Annotated in this window: 24 protein-coding genes, 1 tRNA gene and 2 pseudogenes; 3 read left to right on the forward strand and 24 right to left on the reverse strand. The window is 71.7% G+C overall.

Annotated elements, in window-relative coordinates; genetic code table 11:
• Window positions 1-11: 11 nt before the first annotated feature.
• The 19 genes from FHX73_RS18915 to FHX73_RS19000 form a co-directional block, all read right to left on the reverse strand.
• Window positions 12-275, reverse strand: coding sequence for a hypothetical protein (locus FHX73_RS18915; RefSeq protein ID WP_145906114.1), 264 nt, complete (start codon window positions 273-275; stop codon window positions 12-14).
• A complete protein-coding gene (locus tag FHX73_RS18920) occupies window positions 272-463 on the reverse strand; it encodes a hypothetical protein (RefSeq protein ID WP_145906115.1) in 192 nt (63 codons plus the stop codon). The genes FHX73_RS18915 and FHX73_RS18920 overlap by 4 nt, the downstream gene beginning before the upstream one ends.
• Window positions 464-492: 29 nt before the next feature.
• Entirely contained in the window at window positions 493-732 is a 240-nt protein-coding gene (locus FHX73_RS18925) for a hypothetical protein (protein WP_145906116.1), read from the reverse strand.
• On the reverse strand, window positions 729-983 hold the full coding sequence (locus tag FHX73_RS18930; RefSeq protein WP_145906117.1) for a hypothetical protein: 255 nt from the start codon (window positions 981-983) through the stop codon (window positions 729-731). The genes FHX73_RS18925 and FHX73_RS18930 overlap by 4 nt, the downstream gene beginning before the upstream one ends.
• 49 nt (window positions 984-1,032) lie before the next feature.
• A complete protein-coding gene (locus FHX73_RS44735; protein WP_170304958.1) occupies window positions 1,033-1,362 on the reverse strand; it encodes a hypothetical protein in 330 nt (109 codons plus the stop codon).
• A 12-nt stretch (window positions 1,363-1,374) separates the two neighbouring features.
• Window positions 1,375-1,800, reverse strand: a complete 426-nt coding sequence (locus FHX73_RS18940; RefSeq protein ID WP_145906119.1) for a hypothetical protein — start codon at window positions 1,798-1,800, stop codon at window positions 1,375-1,377.
• 3 nt (window positions 1,801-1,803) lie between these two features.
• Window positions 1,804-2,241, reverse strand: a complete 438-nt coding sequence (locus FHX73_RS18945) for a hypothetical protein (protein ID WP_145906120.1) — start codon at window positions 2,239-2,241, stop codon at window positions 1,804-1,806.
• Window positions 2,242-2,244: 3 nt separating this feature from the next.
• Window positions 2,245-2,805, reverse strand: coding sequence for a hypothetical protein (locus FHX73_RS18950; RefSeq protein ID WP_145906121.1), 561 nt, complete (start codon window positions 2,803-2,805; stop codon window positions 2,245-2,247).
• A 3-nt stretch (window positions 2,806-2,808) separates the two neighbouring features.
• Window positions 2,809-3,234 carry a hypothetical protein gene (locus tag FHX73_RS18955; RefSeq protein WP_145906122.1) on the reverse strand — a complete coding sequence of 142 codons (426 nt, stop codon included), beginning with the start codon at window positions 3,232-3,234 and terminating at the stop codon, window positions 2,809-2,811.
• Window positions 3,235-3,323: 89 nt separating this feature from the next.
• Complete coding sequence (locus FHX73_RS18960) at window positions 3,324-4,340, reverse strand: helix-turn-helix domain-containing protein (protein ID WP_145906123.1); 1,017 nt, start codon at window positions 4,338-4,340, stop codon at window positions 3,324-3,326.
• A 75-nt stretch (window positions 4,341-4,415) separates the two neighbouring features.
• Complete coding sequence (locus tag FHX73_RS18965) at window positions 4,416-4,949, reverse strand: Lsr2 family DNA-binding protein (protein WP_145906124.1); 534 nt, start codon at window positions 4,947-4,949, stop codon at window positions 4,416-4,418.
• 91 nt (window positions 4,950-5,040) lie between these two features.
• Complete coding sequence (locus FHX73_RS18970; RefSeq protein ID WP_145906125.1) at window positions 5,041-5,628, reverse strand: hypothetical protein; 588 nt, start codon at window positions 5,626-5,628, stop codon at window positions 5,041-5,043.
• A 260-nt stretch (window positions 5,629-5,888) separates the two neighbouring features.
• The gene (locus tag FHX73_RS18975; RefSeq protein ID WP_145906126.1) at window positions 5,889-6,608 is read right to left on the reverse strand and encodes an exonuclease domain-containing protein; all 720 of its coding nucleotides are present in this window, start codon (window positions 6,606-6,608) and stop codon (window positions 5,889-5,891) included.
• On the reverse strand, window positions 6,605-7,429 hold the full coding sequence (locus FHX73_RS18980; protein WP_145906127.1) for a hypothetical protein: 825 nt from the start codon (window positions 7,427-7,429) through the stop codon (window positions 6,605-6,607). Before FHX73_RS18980 ends, FHX73_RS18975 begins: the two co-directional genes overlap by 4 nt.
• Window positions 7,426-8,247: a PD-(D/E)XK nuclease-like domain-containing protein gene (locus FHX73_RS18985; RefSeq protein ID WP_246213597.1), complete on the reverse strand. Its 822-nt coding sequence runs from the start codon at window positions 8,245-8,247 to the stop codon at window positions 7,426-7,428. Before FHX73_RS18985 ends, FHX73_RS18980 begins: the two co-directional genes overlap by 4 nt.
• Before the next feature lie 62 nt (window positions 8,248-8,309).
• The gene (locus FHX73_RS47240; RefSeq protein WP_281292690.1) at window positions 8,310-8,444 is read right to left on the reverse strand and encodes a hypothetical protein; all 135 of its coding nucleotides are present in this window, start codon (window positions 8,442-8,444) and stop codon (window positions 8,310-8,312) included.
• Between the two features lie 130 nt (window positions 8,445-8,574).
• Window positions 8,575-8,928, reverse strand: coding sequence for a hypothetical protein (locus tag FHX73_RS18990; RefSeq protein WP_145906129.1), 354 nt, complete (start codon window positions 8,926-8,928; stop codon window positions 8,575-8,577).
• A gap of 99 nt (window positions 8,929-9,027) precedes the next feature.
• Window positions 9,028-9,297 carry a hypothetical protein gene (locus FHX73_RS18995; RefSeq protein WP_145906130.1) on the reverse strand — a complete coding sequence of 90 codons (270 nt, stop codon included), beginning with the start codon at window positions 9,295-9,297 and terminating at the stop codon, window positions 9,028-9,030.
• Window positions 9,294-9,560: an XRE family transcriptional regulator gene (locus FHX73_RS19000; protein WP_246213598.1), complete on the reverse strand. Its 267-nt coding sequence runs from the start codon at window positions 9,558-9,560 to the stop codon at window positions 9,294-9,296. The genes FHX73_RS18995 and FHX73_RS19000 overlap by 4 nt, the downstream gene beginning before the upstream one ends.
• A gap of 258 nt (window positions 9,561-9,818) precedes the next feature.
• Here FHX73_RS19000 and FHX73_RS19005 point away from each other — a divergent pair, with 258 nt between their 5' ends.
• Both FHX73_RS19005 and FHX73_RS19010 read left to right on the forward strand, forming a co-directional pair.
• The gene (locus FHX73_RS19005) at window positions 9,819-10,241 is read left to right on the forward strand and encodes a helix-turn-helix domain-containing protein (RefSeq protein ID WP_246213599.1); all 423 of its coding nucleotides are present in this window, start codon (window positions 9,819-9,821) and stop codon (window positions 10,239-10,241) included.
• Between the two features lie 141 nt (window positions 10,242-10,382).
• The gene (locus FHX73_RS19010) at window positions 10,383-10,658 is read left to right on the forward strand and encodes a hypothetical protein (RefSeq protein WP_145906133.1); all 276 of its coding nucleotides are present in this window, start codon (window positions 10,383-10,385) and stop codon (window positions 10,656-10,658) included.
• Here the strand turns inward: FHX73_RS19010 and FHX73_RS19015 are convergent, their stop codons facing one another.
• From FHX73_RS19015 to FHX73_RS19035, 5 genes and pseudogenes are all read right to left on the reverse strand, one after another.
• A complete protein-coding gene (locus FHX73_RS19015) occupies window positions 10,659-11,954 on the reverse strand; it encodes a tyrosine-type recombinase/integrase (RefSeq protein ID WP_145906134.1) in 1,296 nt (431 codons plus the stop codon).
• 107 nt (window positions 11,955-12,061) lie between these two features.
• Window positions 12,062-12,137, reverse strand: a tRNA-His gene (locus tag FHX73_RS19020).
• A 249-nt stretch (window positions 12,138-12,386) separates the two neighbouring features.
• Window positions 12,387-12,989, reverse strand: coding sequence for an oligoribonuclease (gene orn / locus FHX73_RS19025; RefSeq protein ID WP_145906135.1), 603 nt, complete (start codon window positions 12,987-12,989; stop codon window positions 12,387-12,389).
• Window positions 12,990-13,822: 833 nt separating this feature from the next.
• A pseudogene (locus tag FHX73_RS19030) lies at window positions 13,823-14,980 on the reverse strand (helix-turn-helix domain-containing protein); the annotation flags it as partial.
• A gap of 1,374 nt (window positions 14,981-16,354) precedes the next feature.
• Window positions 16,355-17,089, reverse strand: coding sequence for an HAD family hydrolase (locus tag FHX73_RS19035; protein ID WP_145906136.1), 735 nt, complete (start codon window positions 17,087-17,089; stop codon window positions 16,355-16,357).
• An 887-nt stretch (window positions 17,090-17,976) separates the two neighbouring features.
• On the opposite strand from FHX73_RS19035, the pseudogene FHX73_RS19040 reads away from it, so the two are divergent.
• Window positions 17,977-18,411 (forward strand): annotated as a pseudogene (locus FHX73_RS19040) (universal stress protein); the annotation flags it as partial.
• Window positions 18,412-18,508 lie beyond the last annotated feature (97 nt).

The raw sequence follows: 18,508 nt of genomic DNA on the forward strand, positions 1-18,508 counted from the left end.
GTGATGGGCGGTCAGCGGCGGCGCGGCGGCCCGTAGGGGCTCTGCCAGGCCGGCCGGTTCGCCGGGTGCGTGGGGTGGCCGTCGGCGTCGATCAGGCCGACCTGCTGGAGCGCGGCGAGCAGCTCGGCGAGTTGCCGGCCGAGTTCCCGGAGGGCGGGTTCGGCGGCCTGGATGATCTCGGCGACCGCGGTTCCGAGCTGGGCGGAGGCTTGGAGCAGCTGCTCGTGTTGCTCGGCGGTGAGAGCTGGCGAGTTGCTGGGCTGGTCGGTGGTCACGTCGGGTCGTCCTCGGGTGGGCGTGGGATGGCGAACAAGTCGCCGGTGGGCGGTTCGGCGCTGCTCTGGGCAGCGGCAGCGCGCAGGAGTTGGTCGAGCTGGCGGAGCATCTGGCGGCGGTCGGCGCGCCAGTCCAGCCAGGTGTCGAGCCGGTTGAGGGCGATGACCACGCCGAGGGGCAAGACCATGAGGACTGCCCAGTCGGCGGTGGCAGCGGTCATGACGGTTGCTCGTCGACGCCGCGGACGAGTCGGTAGCCAGTGCTGGTGGGGACGAACCGGTCGAGGCGGATCCGGGTCGGCCGGCGGCCAGCGAAGGGTGCGACGGCGCCCTGCGGGGTGAGGGTGACGGGGCGCACGGTGGCGTGGGTGGCGTCGATTTCTTCGACGCGCAGGTGACGGCCGGGGAAGCGCTTGTCGTTGTCGGCCCAGATCTGGCCGGGCTTCACGGTGGTCATGACGGGGTGCCGAGCATCGCGCGGGCGACGGCGAGGGCTCGGTGCAGGCTGTCGCGGTCGGGGTCGGCCCAGGTGAGTGCGGCGAGCTCTTCGGCCGAGGCATCGAGCCAGTCGGCGATCAACAGGCCGGTGCCGGGGCGCAGGAGGCCGACGTACTCGGTGCTGGGTGCGTGGTGGTTGGCCTGGGCGGCGAGCGTCCGCAGTTGCTCGGCGGCGGCGCGGAGTTCCTGTGCGGGGTCCTGGGTGGTCATGGTGCTCCTTGGGGTTGGCCGGCCGCCGCGGTGGGCGGCCGGCGGCGGATCAGGACTGGCTGGCGATCAGGTGCCAGGCCGGCTCCGGGTGGTCCGGGTAGTCCAGCTCCAGGCACGCGCGGTGGAGGCGCGCGTCGCGCTCGGCTTGCCCGGCCGGATCGGGGGCCGGGATCGTCTTGGTCTTGCCCATGTCGGCGTCGGCGTGGTCGGTGCACAGGTAGGTGGTGTGCTGGTCGTAGGGGCCGGCTGTGGCGTGGCTGACGCCCTCGTGGTTGGCGAGGATTGCGTCGCGGAGTTCCTCGCCAGCCCAGCCGGCGGCGTCGTGATCGTCGGGGAGCGGGATGCCGTACAGCAGGACGGCGGAGTTCCAAATGCCCATCGGGGTCTCCGATCAAGTGGTGGTCGGGTCGGCGGCGAGGTCGAGGCGAGCGCGGAGTCCGCCGGCGATGTAGGCGGCGATGCGCGGGGAGATGGCCGAGGTGGTCAGTTCGTCGGCGTAGGCCTGGGCGGCGGCGACCTGGGTGCGGGCGCCATCCCGCTCGGCGCGGAGCCGGTGGACCTCGGCGAGCAACGCGGGCACGTCGGCCCGGGCGGCGGCGATGAACTCGGCGTCGGCCGGGTTGGGCCAGTACTCGGCGTACGGCGTGCCCTGCTTGGCGGCCTTGAGGATCTGCCACTTCATCCCGGGGATGCGGGGGTGGGTGCCGTGGAGGCGCCACACGGACTCGTCCTCATCGGGTGTCCACGGCCCGGGGGTGGCGCCCTCCGCGCGGGCGGCGATCGCGGTGAGCTGCTCGTCGGTCAGCGGCTGGGCCATCGGTCAGCCCTCCACGTGACTGTGCAGGGCGGTGATTGCGACGGTGATGGTTCGGCGGACCTCGGCAAGCGCCTGATCCCAGCCGCTGTCCTGGCCTCGTACGAACTGGGAGGCGGATACCAGGCCGAGCGCGGGCCGGATCGTGGCGACGGCCTTGAGCGCGGCGATCAGCTCGTCGATCGGCACCAGTTCAACGGTGGTGCGGCCGTCGTGGCCGTGGATCTCGTGGACGTGCCGCAGGTGGTCCCAGATGACGGTGGAGCCGCGTTCGCCGCGCCAGCGGACGACGGCCTTGGAGCCGCCGGCGGTGGGGAAGAGCACACCGTCGGCCACCACTCCAGTGCCGGAGATGCCGGTGACGTCCTCGTGGCGGCGGAGCACGAACGGCTGCGCGGTGGGCGTCAGGGTGTCGAGATAGGCGGTGATCGGGTCGGTGGTCACGGCTCAGTTCTCCTGGGTGGTCGGGGCGGTGATGGTGTGGGCGGCGAGCTCGGTGCCGTCCCAGGGGCCGGCGCCGCAGTGCTCGGCGATCTGCCCGAAGCGCTGCCGGAAGTCGCGGTGCGCCTGGAGGCTGGCGTGGCCGCCGCGGACTCGGGCGGCCGCCCAGCGGATCGCCTCGGACCACGTCTGCGCGCCGATTCCGTCGGCCACCGGGAGCGCATCGGCATACGCGGTGAGGATGGCGACGGGGTCCGACTGCTCGGCGGCCTCGGCGGACACCTCGCAGCGGTGCGCCGAGTCGTAGTCGGCGAGCACCTCGTCGCGGTGCTGCGCCCGGTCGGCGGCGTGGCCGGCGCTGGCGCGGGCCACCCAGCTGGTGATGGTGGCGACGGTGGACCACTCCCAGCCGGAGAGCCAGTTAGCGATCCGCCGGTCGTAGGCGCCGAGTTCCACCCCGGCAGCACGGAGCGTGTCCAGGAGGATCACGGACTGCTCGTCGCCGGGACGGAAGCCGCGGGGCGCGGTCTCGATGGGTGTGGAGGGGATGTTGAACGCGTCAGCCATCGGTCAGCCCTCCTGCGGCAGCACATCGCCGGTGCCAGCCGCCGCGAGGACAGCGCGGCCCAGGTCGGTCACCAGCACCGGTCGGCCGTGCTGCGCCTGGTAGCCGCCGAGCTGGACCAGGCGGTCCAGCCGGAGCCGGTCCAGCGCGGGCCGCGAGACGCCGTTGCCGGGACGGTTGGGGTGGCCCGGGTCGCGGTAGACGTGGACCGGCTGGCCCTTGTCCTGGTGCTCGGCGAACCGAGCCAGGTAGGTGCGGCCAGCAGCCGTGGTACGCGGCAGCTGAACCGGCACGGCGAGCACGGCGGCGGCGCACCGCTCGATCACGTCGTTGACGTGGTGGTCGACTTCGTCGGCCGGCTGCGGGATCAGCTGGGCACGCACACGCTCGGCAGCGGCATCGAGCACCGCGCGGATCTCGGACTGGTTCATGGAAGGGCTCCAGGGGGTCTAGGGCGGGCTGTGGTGGTGTCGTGCGCGCGTTCGGACACGGGACCGGTCTCCGGGCTGCTGGCGGCCTGTCAGGCGGTGTCTCGTGTGTTTTCTGGGTGGCGTGCTGGTGTGTTGGGCGCGGCGGGTTGGGTGGTGGTGTGGTGTTGGCCGCCTGGGAGGCTGAGGAGTAGCGGTGGTTGGTCGGCGTCTCCTGAGCGTTCGCGTTCGACCCAGGTGATCCAGCGGGCGTTGGCGGCGTCTGGGGTGGTGAGCCAGTGATCGGCGCGGACTCGGCTGCGAAAGCGGCGTGTCACCGTGATGAGTTCGCTGCCGGTGAGGACGGGGCGGCCGGCGGCGGTGCGGTTGGACTGCGCTGCTTCGATGGCGGCGGTGCTGGGTGTCCAGTCGGGGGGGAGGAGTTGGGGGTCGTCGGTTCGGGGGTCGGGCGCGCGGTGCTGTGGTTGCTGTACATGGCCCGCGAGTGTGTGGTGGGTGTCCTGGTCCCTACCGGAGGTAGGTGTTCTGGTACCCCCCGCCGGGGACGCTGTCCGGATGGCGTCCGGGGACGCTAACCGGGGGCGTCCGGGGACGCTGTCCGACTCCTTCGGATGGCGTCCGGGGACGCTGTCCGGAAGCCCCGCCGGGGACGCTGTCCGGATGGCGTCCGGGGACGCTGTCCGAGAGGTCGGTGCGGTGCCGGCCAGGGCGGCTTCCAACTCGGTGGCCAGGCGTTCCTTCGCGGCCGCGCGGGCCCGCTTCTGCCGGGTCTCGGTGAACGCAGGCATGTGCGAGTCCCAGTCCGGCCGGCTGACCGGGAGCAGCAGCTGATACACCATCGGGCTGTTCGGACGACGCTTCCGGGCCAGCATCCCCACCGCGGTGAGCACGGCCACAGCCCGGGATACGGTCTCGGTGGTGCAGCCGCACAGCAACGCCAGCGTCTCCCTGCTCGGGAACGCTCCACCGCCGTCCGCGTCGGTGTAGGTGGCGATCATGTGCCCGACCAACGCGACCGTGGCCTGCGCGCGGTTGCGCTCGCGCAGTGTCTCGGCGCGCAGGGCATTGACCCAGGCGTTCCGGACGGACTGGCGCTGGCTGTTGGTCACGGGCTCTCTCTCGGCAGAGGGTTGGTTGCCTGGGCCGACGGGGGGTCACGTCGGCCCAGGCCGTACAAGTAGCCGTCAGGCGGCGTCGGCGCGGGGGTGTTCGGCGCGGTAGGCCACGATCAGGTCCTGCGCGATGGCACCAGCGCTCCCGACCTGGTGGCCGCGCGCCCGAGCCCACTCGCGGATCAACGCGCCCTCGGCTCGGTCGGGCCGCGGAACGGCCGGCGCCGCGGCAGCCGACTTCTTCGGCGCCGTTCCTTGAGCGGTACGCAGGGCCTGTTCGGCGGTGGCCAGTTGCTCTCGCGCAGCCCGAACGCGCGCCCGGGCCGCCTCGACCACGGCCTCATTCCGGTGGGCCTCCTGGAGACCAGCGAGCGCATTCCGGGCGGTCTCGGCGAGACGCTGCATGCCCTTGGTCCCGTGCTGCTGGCCCCAGGTGATCAGCATTCCGGACGGGTCGTTCGTCGGGGTGCGGACGGCGAACGGGGCACCCGTTCCGGTCACGGCCGCGGCGAGCTCGTGCTGAGTCAGCCCAGTGACCTCGGCGATGTCAGCGACGGTCGCGCCGTTCTTGTATAGGGAGACGGCGACGGCGGTTTCAGCGTCCACGGTGTGTCCTCCTCAGCTGGTGGGTGTGCGGGTGGCCGCCCGGCACGGGGCCGGGCAGCGGGTGGATGATCAGGGAGTTTCGGACAGCACGTCACGCGGCGAAGGTGGGCACCGGGATGCCACACCGGGTGTGCGACTGCTGGACGACAGCCCACGACACGCCGAGCCGGTGGGTCACCGCTTCACGCGACAGGCCCTGCCGTGCCAGCTCGGCGGTGTCCTCCACGATCGCCTCACGGCGCACCGACTGGTCGCCGTGCTGCGGGAGTTCACTCGGATCGTCCGGGTCGTCCCAGGCCAGTGGCGGAGACCACTGGTTGCGAGCCGCGCGGGCAAGCGACCGCGCACTGTGACCGGGGACCAGCGCGAGTCGTTCAAACGCAACCTCGACCCGCTGATGGGTCCGAACCCGGATGGTGGTGACCGCCCCGGTGAGCAGGTAGGAGACCGTGGTCTGCTCCAGCCCTGTCGCAGCAACGATCTTGTGAACCGGGTGGCCGGCGGCGACCAGGGCACGGAGGCGTCGAACCGAGCCGATCGCGGGAACGCTCGCTCCGGAGCAAAGGGCATCGGCGAGCCGAACCGCCATGATTCGCTGGGCGGTTGAGCGTCGAACCCTGGGTCGAGTGCCGTTCAGCAGCGCGGCCAGCGTTGCTGTGGAGCATCCGGTGGCGGTCACCAACTTGTCCCAGCCAGCTCCAGCGGCGCGGAGCGTCCTCAGCCGACTTGCCACTGGTGTGGCATCCACGGTCAACCTGCGGCCGGTTGCCGCCAGCAGAGCGCGCCGGGCGGTGTAGGCGCGGCGGGCCTCAACGCAGGGAGTACACCTACAAGCGCTGCACCGCGAACACAGATCCGGTTTGGGACAGCGGCTGCAGCCAGCCGGACGCCCGACGGCACGGGCGTACGTTCCGTGATCCTGACGGCGGCGGGGGCCGTTCATCGGCCACCGCCGGTTCGCGTGCGTGGGATCAGCGGCCAGTCGCCGGACACCACCGCCGAGGGATTCCGGCGGCGAAGGTACTCCTGCCGCCCCGGCGCCTGCTGCCGAGCCCACTCGACCTGCTGCCAGTGCAGGTACTCCACCGACCAGCGCTGCAGCTGCGGAAACCAGCGGGCGACGGCCCCGACCAGCCGGGCCGCGGCGAGCGCGTCCCCGTCCGCAGTGTGCGCCCGCTCGATCGTCACCCCGTAGTGCGCGCACAGGTCGGTCAGCGTGCGGGCGCCCTTTCGATACCGGTCGAGCTGGCGATCGATCAGCAACGGGTCGATGACGTGCAGGTCGGTGTCGCCGAGCTGCTCGGCCAGCGACGGCAGGCCGTGCCGGCGCAACTCGCGGTCCAACAGGGTCAGGTCGAAGGGCGCGTTCATGACGATCAGGGGCCGGCCAGCGCGGGCCTGCGCGACGATCGCCTGCGCGATCCGGGGGACCACCTCAGCGGCTGGCGGGGCAACGCGAGCCTGCGCGTCGGTGATGTGGTGCACCTTCGTTGCGGCGCGCGGGATCGGCAGGCCCGGGTTGCACATCCACGCCTGGGTGACGGCCCGCTGGCCGCCGCCGACCTCGACCACTGCCCCGGTGATGAGCCGGTCCTCCTCGACGTCCACCCCGGTGGTCTCCAGATCGAACGCTGCCATGCGGCCCGTGTGCCAACTCACTCGGCACCACCCTGCTGGCTCATGGCGGCCGGCTGCATGATCTCGGCGACGGTGGCGAGCTCCGCGGGGAACTCGTCCTCGATGGTCACCTCGCCGCGCTGCAGGCTCTTGTAGGTGACGGTCAGCTGGGCGACATCGTGCTCCGTCCACTTCCCGGACGGGCGGCCCAGCCTCTGCTCGATCCGCTCGGCGGTGATCCCGAGCCCCTCGAACACCATGATGGCGTCGGCAATGCGCTTCGGCAGCGGCTTGCCGCCGCCGTTCTTCAGGGTCTGCGCGCACAGGTCCTTGGCCTCTTCGACGAACCAGGGCGGCAGGATCGCGAAGATCGCCTCACGCACCCGTCGGGCGCCGTTGTTGGCGTTGTTCTCGTAGATGTCGCGCATGTCCGTCAGCGACTTCGGACCGTCCTTCGTGTCCCGCTTGTGAGGGACGATGAACGTCGAGCTCGTGCGCGCGTTCGTCTGGACGTCCCACGCGAACGCCTGCATCTCGGACTGCTCGGCCTCGTCGTCGCGGCGCAACTCGGCCAGCCCGTACTGGACGTTCCCCCAGCAGCGGGCCAGCTCACGGGCCAGGTGCACAGACGGCCCCGACACAGCGCCACCCGCACGGGGGAAGCGGTAGAACGCCCGCTCGGCGAGGGCCATCTGTCGGCACGACTGCCGCATCTCGGTCATCGCCGCCTGGATGATCCGCGGGCACTGCTGCGCCACCACGATCGCCGCCTGAACCTCGGCCACCGCCCGGGACTGCTCCACCGCGGTGCCCTGCCCGATCCGGGCCGGCGCGGACGGCAGGTACTGCTCGATGTTCGTCACTGGATCTCCTGCAGCTGCTTCTGCGCCCACGCGGGCAGCGAGACGATTTCGATCCCGTCGCTGTAGCCGGGCCACCGGTCGGCGGTGACGCAGTCCCGGTACAGGGAAATGGCCTTGCGGTTGAGCTTCCGGCCGAGGCGCCGGCTCACGGCATCGAGCTGGACCACGTTCACCAGGTACGGCGCCGACTTCTCCTGGAAGACGAAGACGAACGTGGTCGACTCGTCGCCGAGGCCCAGCGCCCGAACGGCGTCGACGTACCACGGGTCCTGCTGGTGATAGCCGTAGGTCAGCACCGACTTGGCGATCGCCTCCGGATCCGCCGAGGCGCACGTCTTGTAGTCCGGGATGATCAGCCGCCGGCCGCTGCTCGGTGTCGGCAGCCAGTCCAAGCGGGCCCGCCGCCACACGCCGGTGGCCTGGTCGGTCCAGAACAACGACTGCTCCGGCAGACCGCTGCCGGGGGCGAACAGCGCCGAAGCGATCGGGTGCTGCCGCAGGGCGGCGGCCATCTGCTGCACCTGCTCGTACTCAGCGGGCCTCAACGGGATCGCGCCGCGCTCTCGGGCGGCCGCGACCTTGGCCTTCACAGCGGCCGTGCGCCACTCGTCGGCGTCGATGCGGGCGAGCTCTGGTCCGGCACCGAGCACCAGTCCGTGGGCCGCGGCCCCGAGGTCGAACACCTTGCGCGGCTTCTGGCCGTGCAACTGCTCGTGGCGGAACAGGGCCGGGCACGACGGCGCCAACAACTTCCGCGCACCTGACGAGGAAAGGGATCCGCCCGGGACCGGGTCGGCGTGGTACTGCTCGTTCGTCATCTCGTAGATGCCGGGCTCCGTGATGATGGGGCTAGCGGCCGGGGCTTCCGGAAGGACAGCGGTCACTGGGAGTCCCCCTTGGGCTTGTTGGTGGTGAGGTTGATCAGGAGCTGGATGACGGCGGCGAGCCAGCGCAGGCCGGTCCCGAGGACCAGGCAGCATGCGGCGCCGATCAGCAGCGCGTGGAGGATCGTCATCGGCGGGGCCTGCGGCGGTTGCGGCCCCGGCGCGGACCGCGCTCGTGCCGGAGTTCCTCCAGGTACGCCTCTACGATCAGAGCCAGTGCCAAGGCGGACAGGACAACCAGCCAGAACTCGGCACGGCCGGTCACGCGGCTACCGCCGGCGCCAGCTCGGGGTACTCGGCGAGGGTGGCGTACGTGGCGATGTTCAGCGGCACATCGCGCCAGGTCGTCCGAATGTGCTGTGACACGATCATCCGTCCGTCGTGCATGTAGAGGAACGGTTCGGTGGGGTCGGCGCCCAGAACAGCCGCGTAGGCGGCGAGCACCGCGCGCACGTCGGCAGGCCCGTCGTTCGGGACGATGCGGTGTCGGTCGGCGCCGAGCTGGCCGCTGGTCGTCAGGTGCCACTGCAGCGGGGGCAGTTCGGGGTACTCGGTGATCAGCTGGGTCAGGGCGATGACCGGGCCGTGCTGGGGGCGGTGCGGGGTAGGCTTCATGATCGGCCTGCCTCCTTCTCGTTCTGTCTGGGTGAGGTGGGCCGGGGTCGCCCCGAGGGGTCCAATCCAGGGGCGGCCCGCCCGGGTCTGGTGATGTGGTCAGTTCGACTGGCGGCCGCGCGGCGCTCGCCCGGGCCGCAGCTCCAGCAGTGCGACCGGGACGTCCGACGCGCTCGACGGGAGCTCGGCAGCGGCCGGCAGCACGGTGTGCGTCCGGATGATCTGGGCGAGGTTGTCCGCGCTGAACCGGACGTACTTGCCCAGCCGGACGTGGGGCAGCTCGCTGATGTGTTCCTGGAGCCAGTTCGGGCTGTCGAGACCCAGCGCGGTGGCGCAGGCCTCGTAGTCGATCAGCAGCGGCGTCGTCATACGGGCACTGCCTCGCGGCTGGTGAGCGGCGCGGCGCGACCGACAGGGGCCCAGAGGACGAGCAGGTCGACGCCGATCCGGTGAGCGATGGCCACTGCGGCCGGGTGCTCAATGGCGGGCAGAGAGCCGGCAAGCAGATTGTGGATCGTGCCGTGGGAGCAGCGCGCCGTCCGGGCGAGGTCCCTGATCGAGACGCTTCTGCCGGTGCCGGTGTGCTGCATGAGCATGCGCAGGAGGTCTGGGTTGCGAAGGGTGTAACGCATGATGCTGTCCACCTCCCTGGAAGGAATGTCCATCTACTTGGACATGAGGAGCATGGCACATCTCTGGACGCAGTGTCCATCTACTTGGACATCGTGCTCGTGCTGCATTCGCGCCAAAATCTCGCCGATCGCTACACCCCAGCGACTTCCTGCTGTCACCCTGTCTCGTAAACTCCGGCACGACGGGGCCGGCTGTGCGGGGCGGACCATGGGCGCTGTGCCTTTGCGATCACGATGTGGAGCGGCAGGATGATCCTCATGGCTGAGCACGACACCGAGACCCCCTTCAGCGACCTCGTCCGTACTCGACGTGCCGAGCTCGGCCTCAGCCTCCGCGCCCTCGCTGAACGCTGCATCGACCCCGAGACCGGCGCCACCCCGATCACCAAGGGCTGGATCGAGCGCCTGGAGAAGGGTGAGCCGGTACTCACTCCCCGGCTGTCCGAACTGCGCGCGATGGCCGCCGGCCTCCAGCTGCCACTGCGCCGGCTCCAGGATGAGGCGGCTGTCCAGTTCCTCGGGATGCAGCGGCAGGCCGAATGGAGCGGTGACAGTACCGTCCGGGCAGTTGTGGCCCGCATGGAGGAGCTGACACCGGAAGAACGCGCCGACCTCGCGCAGATGGCCGAGCTCTACGCAGCACAGCAGGTCGCGCGCCGCGAAACCTCAAAAGGATCTTAAGTTTCAGCGGACTGTGATCTTCCAATCACGCTGCTGACGCGGCAGGATGGGCAAGCGCCTGGGGAGCAGCAACGCGTTCACCGTCTGGCTGACGCGCCATCAGCCATACACGGGGGGCCAAACCCGCGAGGGGGCTGCAAGGTGCTGCAAGTACGCGACCGGCAGATCAAGGAGAGTCTGCATCGCGAGGTAGTGATCGACCCGGTGCCGAGCCTTCCGGGGGGTCGCCTCATCGCACGGTTCGACCTGGACGACCAGACCATCCTGGCCATCCGGGAAGACCACGCGACAGAGGCAGATCTGGAGGCCCTGCGTCGGCGAATCCGCTGCGCGTGCGAACTTGGGTCCGCAGTGGCCTGGTCATGCTGGGACTGCCTCATCGGGGCCGACCCAGCACACCACCACCGGATCGGCTGATCACGCCGTAACGAGGTGGAGGCCGTTGCCAGCCGTCGAAGTCATCGCGACCTCGACGGCGGCGGCGATCTCCGCGTCCAGCTCCCGTACGAGGTGCCCGTAGCGGTCCACCGTCGTCTTGATGCTCTCGTGCCCCAGTCGGGCCTGGATCGCCGGCAGCGGGATGTTCTTCGCGATGAGCCAGCTCACATGCGTGTGGCGCAGGTCGTGCAGCCGGGGTGACTTCGGCAGACCCTTGGCCTTGGCGGCCTTCACCGCCGGCAGCCACCGGCGGCTGTAGAAGTTCGAGTGGCGCCACGGGTTGCCCCACGCGGTGGTGAAGACGAAGTCCTCGGGGCCCTTGGCCACAATCCTGCGCCGGACGATCTCTGCGGTGCCCGGCGCGAGCGCCAACGTGCGCCGGCTCCTCTTCGTCTTCGGCGGCCCGAGCTTCAGCGAGTTGTCCCGCTGCCGCTTCCAGGCGCGGGTGACGCGCAGCGTGGGTGTGGATCCGGACAAATTCAAGTCGCGGACCTGAAGTGCCGTCAGTTCGCCCCAGCGAAGCCCGGTTGCGACGAGTACTTCCGCTATGTCGACTCCGTCGCCGCCGCAGATGAGCGCGAGCTCCGCTCGGACGCGCTGCCACTCGGAGTACTCCAGGAAGACCATCTCCTCCTCCGTGCCGCCGTCGAGGCGGGGGAGCTTGGTGCGCGCACAGGGGTTGCCGCTGCGCAGTGAGGGCTCAGCCTCGACGGCGGCCTGGAAGACGCTGTAGAGGACGCCATGGCGGTTCTTGATGGACTTCGGGGAAGCCGGCTGGCGCTCCCACTGCTCCGGGTCGTCGTGGCGCACCTTGCCGTCCTCCTCGGCGCGCACCCACTCGGTGATGTCGTCCTTCGTCACGTTGCCAACTGTGGGGGGCACGACCGTGCCATCCGGCGCCGTGTGCACCAGGACGCCCTCGACGTGGAGGCGCAGCTCGCGGTGGTAGTCACCGCGGGTGCGCTCGTCGATGCCAGTGAGCCGATCCACGATGCGGCGTGCGTATTCGAGTAGCGGCTGGTTGCTCGGGAAAGCTGTCGGCTCGGGTTCGAGCTCGGGCTGGACGAACCCCTTGCCCCGGACCCAGCCAGGTGGCCACTGCTGGCCGTTCAGGTTGACGAGGCCCTTGAAGAGCTCGGCTTTCTGCTCGGCGTTCTCCAGGGAGTCCGGGAAGATCTCGGACTCCTGCTTGGCGTCGGCCTTGCCGCCAGCGCGCCAGAGCACGGTGTAGGTGATGCCGCCGTCCTTGCGGACGCGGTTTCGGATGGTCGCCATGGGGGGACCGTAGGCCCCTGGGTGGACAGCTCGTGCTGACGTCGTGTTGACGTGAGACGGAAAACGATCAAGCCCTGGCCGTTGATGCTGGCCAGGGCTTGATCAGATGGGGTGAGTGACGGGACTCGAACCCGCGACCACCTGGACCACAACCAGGTGCTCTACCAACTGAGCTACACCCACCATCTGTCTTGCGCGTTTCCCGCGCTGACAGGAAGAACTCTACAGGATTCCCGAGGGTGCTCGCGCCAGGGTTTCGACCGGCCGACCTGCGGACGGCCGGACGGAACCCCGGCGGGGGCCGGGCGGGCCGGGAACGGCGCCGAACTGCCGGGCCGGCGCGGGGAACGCGCGGGCGCCGGAGTGACGCGGCTCACAACGCCCGTGCCCACCGCCGGAGTCCGGGGGAGGAGTCCGGCGGTGGGCGGCGGGTCACCCGCCGGCGATCTGGTGCTTCGCGGCGATCTCCTTGGCCTGCTCGGTCTCCGGGCCGGGCGCCGGGACGAACACCGCCTCGCGGTAGTAGCGCAGTTCGGCGATGCTCTCCCGGATGTCGGCCAGCGCCCGGTGGTTGCCGCCCTTCTGCGGGCTGTTGTAGTACGCCCGCGGGTACCAGCGCCGGGCCAGCTCCTTGATCGAGGAGACGTCCACGATCCGGTAGTGCAGGTGGCCCTCCAGGGCCGGCATGTCCCGGGACAGGAAGCCGCGGTCGGTGGCCACCGAGTTGCCGCACAGCGGAGTCTTGCCCGCCTCGGGTGCCCACTCGCGCACGTAGGCCAGCACCTTCTCCTCGGCCTCGGCCAGCGTCACGCCTTCGGCCAGCTCGTCGAGCAGACCGGAGGAGGTGTGCATCTCGCGCACCACCTCGGGCATGGTCAGGAGCGCCTCCTGCGGCGGGCGGATCACCACGTCCACGCCCTCGCCGAGGATGTTGAGCTCGGAGTCGGTGACCAGGGCCGCCACCTCGATCAACGCGTCGCGTTCGAGGTCCAGGCCGGTCATTTCACAGTCGATCCATACCAAACGGTCGTTCACCTGTCCCACCCTACGGGGCACCCCCGCTCCCGGGACACCAGGCGGCGCCGGTACGTCGACCGACCCCGTCCGCCGGTGTGACGGGCGGGCGGGGTCGGTCGGGGGTGGGCGCGCGGGTGCCCCGGACGCCCTGCGGGGCGCCCGGGGCGGTTGTCTGGCGGTGGGTCAGCGACCCGGCGCCGCGGGCCCGTCGCTCAGCGGTCCGCGGCCGGGTCGGCCGGGGAACCGGGGACGACCGGCGCCGCGGCCGGACCACCGGTGCCCGACCCGCCGGGCCCGCCCGACCCGCTGGTGCCGCGGACCGGCGCGGGGCCGGTCGGGCGCGAGCGGGCCGCGCCGTCGGCGCCGGGCAGGCCGGAACCGGGCAGGCCGGGACCGACGGCTCCGGCGGGTCCGGCGCCGTGCCGGACCACCGCACCGAGACCGGGCGCACCGCTCGTTCCCGGGCCGCGCCGCAGGGCTGACGCTCCGCCGGGAACGCCGGGAACGCCGGGCATCCCGGGAGCGGCGGGCCCGCCGGGAACACCCGGCGCACCCGTCCCGCGCCCGCCGTTCGGCAGCCCACCGCGGGGCGCCGCGGTGCCGGGCCGCCCGCCCGGACGGGCGTCGCTGCGGGTCTCCGGGGCCGACCGCTCGACCCGCCCGCGCACGCCGGGCTGGGCCAGGCCGTCCTCCGCCACCGCGTGCTCCACCGGCCGGACCGGCGCGGCACCGCGCCGGGTGGCCGGACCCGGCTGCGGCGGGACCAGCGGACGGATCCGGTTCTTGCCCGGCGCCGGCAGGTTGGGCTGCGCCAACTGGCGGGGCTGCTTGGCCGCACCGGCGTTCGCACCGGGTGCCCCGGTGCCGCCCGGCATGCCCGGCTGCGTCCCGCCCGGCCCGGCCGCGGTCGGCTGCACCGGCCCGACGGCTCCGGTCCGCTCGACCGCCGTGCCCTGCGGCGGCACCCCGGCCGACTGGCCGGTGCCCGGACGCCGGGCCCGGTAGCTGGTCCGGTAGGCGGCGGGGGACACCCCGAGCTGACGGCGGAAGTGGCCGCGCAGCGCCACCGGGGACCGGAAGCCGCACCGCCGGGCCACGTCGTCCACCGAGAGTTCGGAGGTCTCCAGCAACCGCTGCGCCTGGAGCACCCGCTGGGTGATCAGCCACTGCAGCGGTGCGCTGCCGGTGAGCGTGCGGAACCGCCGGTCGAAGGTGCGGCGGCTCATGTAGGCACGGGCCGCCAGCACCTCGACGTCGAACTGCTGGTTGAGGTTCTCCAGCGCCCAGGTGACCACCTCGGCCAGCGGGTCGTTGCCGATCTCCTCCGGTAAAGACTGGTCGATGTACTGGGCCTGTCCGCCGCCGCTGCGGCGGTTCGGCACCACCAGGCGGCGGGCCAGCGCGTTGGCCGCCTCGGCGCCGTGGTCGCTGCGGACCACGTGCAGGCAGAGGTCGATGCCGGCTGCGGTGCCGGCGGAGGTGAGCACGTCGCCGTCGTCCACGAAGAGCTCGCGCGGGTCGACGTGGACCCGCGGGTAGCGCTTGGCCAGGGTCGGCGCGTACATCCAGTGGGTGGTGGCCGGGCGGCCGTCCAGCAGGCCGGCCGCGGCGAGCACGAAGGCGCCGGTGCACAGGCCGATGATCCGGGCGCCCTCGTGGTGGGCCTTGCGCAGGGCGGCGATCGCCTCGACCGGCGGGGGCTGGGAGATCGAGCGCCAGGCCGGGACCACGATGGTGCCCGCCCGGGAGAGCGCCTCCAGGCCGAACGGCGCGGAGAGGGTGACACCGCCGGTGGTGGTCAGCGGTCCGTCCTCGCCGGCGCAGACCAGCAGGCGGTAGCGGGGGACGCCGGCGTCCTGGCGGTCCACGCCGAAGACGGAGAGCGGGATCGAGCTCTCGAAGATCGGTGCCCCGCTGAAGATCAGTACGGCCACGGTCTCCCGGCGGCGGCGTCCGGAGAGCTTGCGCGGGGCGGGCGAGCCGTTGGGGACCGCTCCGTTGGTCGGCAGCGGGCCGGCCTGACCGACCGTGCCGACGGGGCCGGCGCTGCCGGCGGCACCGGGAACGCCGGGGGCACCGGAACCGCCGGGGCCGCCCGGGCCGCCCGGGCCGCCGAAGGCGGTTGCGACGGCTGTCGCGGCTGTCGCGGCGAAGGCGGGATCCGCGCCGCCGAAGGACGCGAAGCCGCCGTCCTGGTACGCCGACTGGAGCCTGCCGCCGCGCTGGTGACCGCCCATCGGCTGACCACCCATCGGCTGATTGCCCATCGGCTGACTGTTGGTCGGCTGACTACCCGTCGGGTGATGGGGCATCTGGTGATGGGGGGTCGGGTGCCCGCTCATCGGGTGATGGGCCATCGACTGGGCGGCGCCGGACTCGGCCGCGAACGATCGGGTGGCGGAGAAGGGCTGGAGGGAGTTCGGGGCACTGCTTCTCGGGGTGGGCGGGACCGCCGGTCCGCCCCGGCCGGTCGAGGACTGGCCGCCTTCAGGACCTGTCTCGCTCCTGCTCACCCTGTTCAAGGCGCCCAAGCCCCCTCGGTGGTGTGGTGTGGTGGTGCGGCACTGCTCACAAGATCGAATCTACTGGGTGGACCGTCGCCGTTGTGACAAGTTCACCATCCGACGCTATGTCGACATGGCAATTTGGCGTGATGCATTCGATCACGAAGCGTGGCACCCGTCGACCCCTCTGGGAAGGGGGCGGGTCGCCCGGTGGCTGGTTGCCGTACGGCGGGCCGGGCCCGGCGGCGGCCCGCTGCCGCTGACCGGCGCCGTGGCCAGCGAGGATGGCCAACCGCACGGAGGAGTCCCGAAACTGACTGAAAATCGGTGTTGCGCAAACGGGGCGCGCAGTGCATCCGTGCGCCCGTGCGAAGCGCCGGGGCGCCGCTGGGTCGCGGGCGGGGTGGGGGCGGGGTGGGGACGGGGCGGGGAGCGGGTGTGTCGAGGGTCGGTCAGGGGTGGCTCGGGGGGTGGCGTACGCGAGGCAGGCGGATCCGGTTCTCCCGATCGGGTGGGGGTGTCGCGGGGAGGTGGTGCGTGCCGGGTGGCCGGGGGTGCGATGGGCCGGCCCGAACCGGCCACCTGCCCTCCGGGTCGACTCGCCGCCCTGTGCTGCCGTGCACGGGTGCTCGATGACGCCCTGGATGCGATGAGTAGGTGGTCGTACTTTCACTGCGGAAGGGGGGCGGAAATCCAGTCGCACCGATTTCCGGGTGGCGGCCGAGGGTGCGGTCGATGGGCCGTCAGGTCGGGGCGGGTTTCCGGCTCGCCGGAAAGTCGGATGGGCCGACTTCCGTTTCCGGGAATGGGCTTGGGGCGAGTGCCGATCCGCACGCCGTTCCGTGGACTGCTTGCGGACTGCCTGTGGACCGCCTGCGCTCAGGCGGCGGCGGTCGGGACGTTGATGGCCGGGACGTTGACGGTCGGGGCATTGACGGTCGGGGCATTGACGGTCGAGGTGGCGAGGGCCAGGTCGATCGCCTCCGGGAGGCTGGCGGCGGTCAGCGTCGGCCGGTAGCCCAGCTCGGGCCACGGGCGGCCGTGGTGCAACCAGACGCTGCGCAGGCCGGCCGCCTCGGCGCCCGCGATGTCGGCCGGGGCGTGGTCGCCGATCACCCAGGCGTCGGCCGCCCCGGGCCCGGCCAGCTCGAACCCGCAGCGCCGGGCCGCGATCTCGAAGATCAGCGGATCCGGCTTGGCGCACCCGGCCTCCTCGGAGACCACCCAGGCGTCCACCAGCGCGGCGAGCCCGGTGCGGCGGATCTTCTCGACCTGGGAGCCGGTGCCGCCGTTGCTCACGATGACCAGCGCGCAACCGGCCGCGCGGGCCGCCCGCAGTGCCGCGAGGTGCGAGTCGGGGCAGCGGATATGGGAGTTGATCCCGCGTCCGTAATGGGCCAGCAGGGCCTCCAGCGACTGGTCCAGCCGGTAGCGCCGGCGGGCGGCGCCGAGCAGCGCGGTGCGGGGCACGTAGCCGCCGCCGTCCAGGGTGGTCAGCCAGGCCAGTTCGGCTGCGGGGAGCCGGTGTTCGGTGAGGAAGCCCGCAGCCCAGGCCCGGAAGGCCGCGTCGCGCGGGACGAGCGTGTTGTCGAGGTCGAGCAGGAGCAGCGGCATGCGGTGCATGGTGCCAGCGGCGCCGGTCGGGAGGAAGGGAATCGCAGCTGAGCGCGGCAGTCGGACAACGGTTCGACCGGATTCGGATGCTGGCCGGCCGCCACAGCCACCCCATCCGCCCCACGAGCCGCTGAACTCCTCTCCTACGGTACGTGGCCGACCTGTTGCATCCGCTCAATCCGTCAGGCAAGCTCCTGGGAACCGCGCGAAGGCGGCGTGTCATCCCGCTCCCCCGGGGCGCGCACCGATTACTTCACGCCGCCGCCATTAGCGGGATCGTTGTCGCACCAGGCCCTAAAGGCTGGGCGGCCACGTCCGGTCGTCGTACTCTGAAAGGAACAGGTCACTAACGGTGCCGCTCGGCCTCCACCGATCACGTGCCAATGATTGGCCTGCCGCCTGGGCAGCGCTGTCCTTCCTGTCGGCCCCTCTCACTCGAAGAGCCTCGATTCATGGCCGGTTCTGAGTCTCCCCGATCTGCAGACCCGTTCCGATTTCTCGGATCGGCGGAATTCCCGGATTCGCTGTCCGACGCCTCGCGGCCGCCCCGGTCGTCGCAGGGGTCCCGACCGTCGCAGGGGGCCCGACCCCGCTCGGTGCTGCCCTCGTCCGAGTCGTCACCCGAGCTGTCGTCCGAGCTGCCCGCTGAGTTGTCGCCCGAGGTGTCGGCGTCGACGGACTCCGGCGTCCGGTCGGGCGGGATCCGCAGAACGCGGGGCGGCCGGTTCGCGGCGCGGCTGCTGAGGCCGGCGACGGCGGTGGCCAAGGTCTTCGACGGAGCAACGCCCGGGCCCGGTGAGAACGGTGGTGGCGACGTGCGGTCCAAGGACTCCAAGCACCCGGCTCCGCTCGGCGGGGAGGACCCGGTGCTGCGGGCGCAGCCCGCCAAGCCCTGCGATCCCGCCTTCCAGCACGGCGTGGTGGTGGGCTTCGACGGCTCGCTCTCCAGCGAGCGCGCGCTCGCCTACGCGGTGGGCATGGCCCGGCGCTCGAACTGCGGCCTGGTCATCGTGCACGTCGCCAACCGGCTGCCGGCCACGGTGTGGGCCGGCTGCGAGCCGCCGGTCTTCGTGGATCTGCCCGACCACCGGACCGAGGTGCTCGGCCTGGAGCTCGCCTGCGCGGACTTCCTGGCCGGCGTCCCGTGGATCCTGGTGGAGCGCGGTGGCGACATCTGCCACGAGATCGAGGAAGTCGGCAAGGAGTACGCCGCGGACGCGATCGTGGTCGGCACGACGAAGGGGATCTTCGGCCGGGTTTTCGGTTCCGTCTCGGGCCGGTTGGCACGACGCGCCAACCGACCGGTGATCGTCATTCCCTGACGCGGCATCACCACCGGAATGTGGTGGACGGGTGGGGCTAGGCCGATCGGGTTCTCGTGAGCCGATTGCCTAGCGCGCCTGATCGATTGTGGACGTA

This window comes from Kitasatospora viridis, from assembly GCF_007829815.1.
In the GTDB taxonomy this organism is placed as follows: Bacteria; Actinomycetota; Actinomycetes; order Streptomycetales; family Streptomycetaceae; genus Kitasatospora; species Kitasatospora viridis.